A 402-nucleotide genomic window follows, 5' to 3' on the forward strand; every position below is an offset into this window, starting at 1 on the left:
TGCCAGGTCATCTTCAGGCAGGGTGATAAACAGCCCATTGGTCGGTTCAATACAGTGGCGGGCGATGCGGCGCAGGATGCGGTTCTCACTGATGCATTCGCGGGCGGATTCGTTGTCGGTCACCGCGTAGCGGGCGCCGCTGTGCAGCAGTCCATGATTCCGGCCGGTCGCCCCGGTGGCGATATCATGGCGCTCAATGAGCAGCGTTCGTAATCCGCGCCGGGCGCAGTCGCGGGCGATACCGGCGCCGGTTGCTCCGCCGCCGATGATAATGACCTCGCTATCAAGACGTCCCGTCATCTTCAGCTCCTCTGCTTTCGTTTAACACCATTTAGCCACAATTAGTAAGGTTATTGTTTGATTTCGAGCATATTCGCGCGTTATTTGAGCGTGTTATGTGAT

1 protein-coding gene is annotated in these 402 nt (G+C 57.2%); it reads right to left on the reverse strand.

Features of this window, described 5'->3' with window-relative positions; genetic code table 11:
- A partial coding sequence (locus tag M3194_RS30990) for an FAD-dependent oxidoreductase (RefSeq protein ID WP_251657993.1) occupies positions 1-300 on the reverse strand: 300 nt, incomplete at its 3' end.
- Between the last annotated feature and the right edge of the window lie 102 nt (positions 301-402).

This window comes from Paenibacillus glycanilyticus, from assembly GCF_023715145.1.
GTDB lineage: Bacteria > Bacillota > Bacilli > Paenibacillales > Paenibacillaceae > Pristimantibacillus > Pristimantibacillus glycanilyticus_A.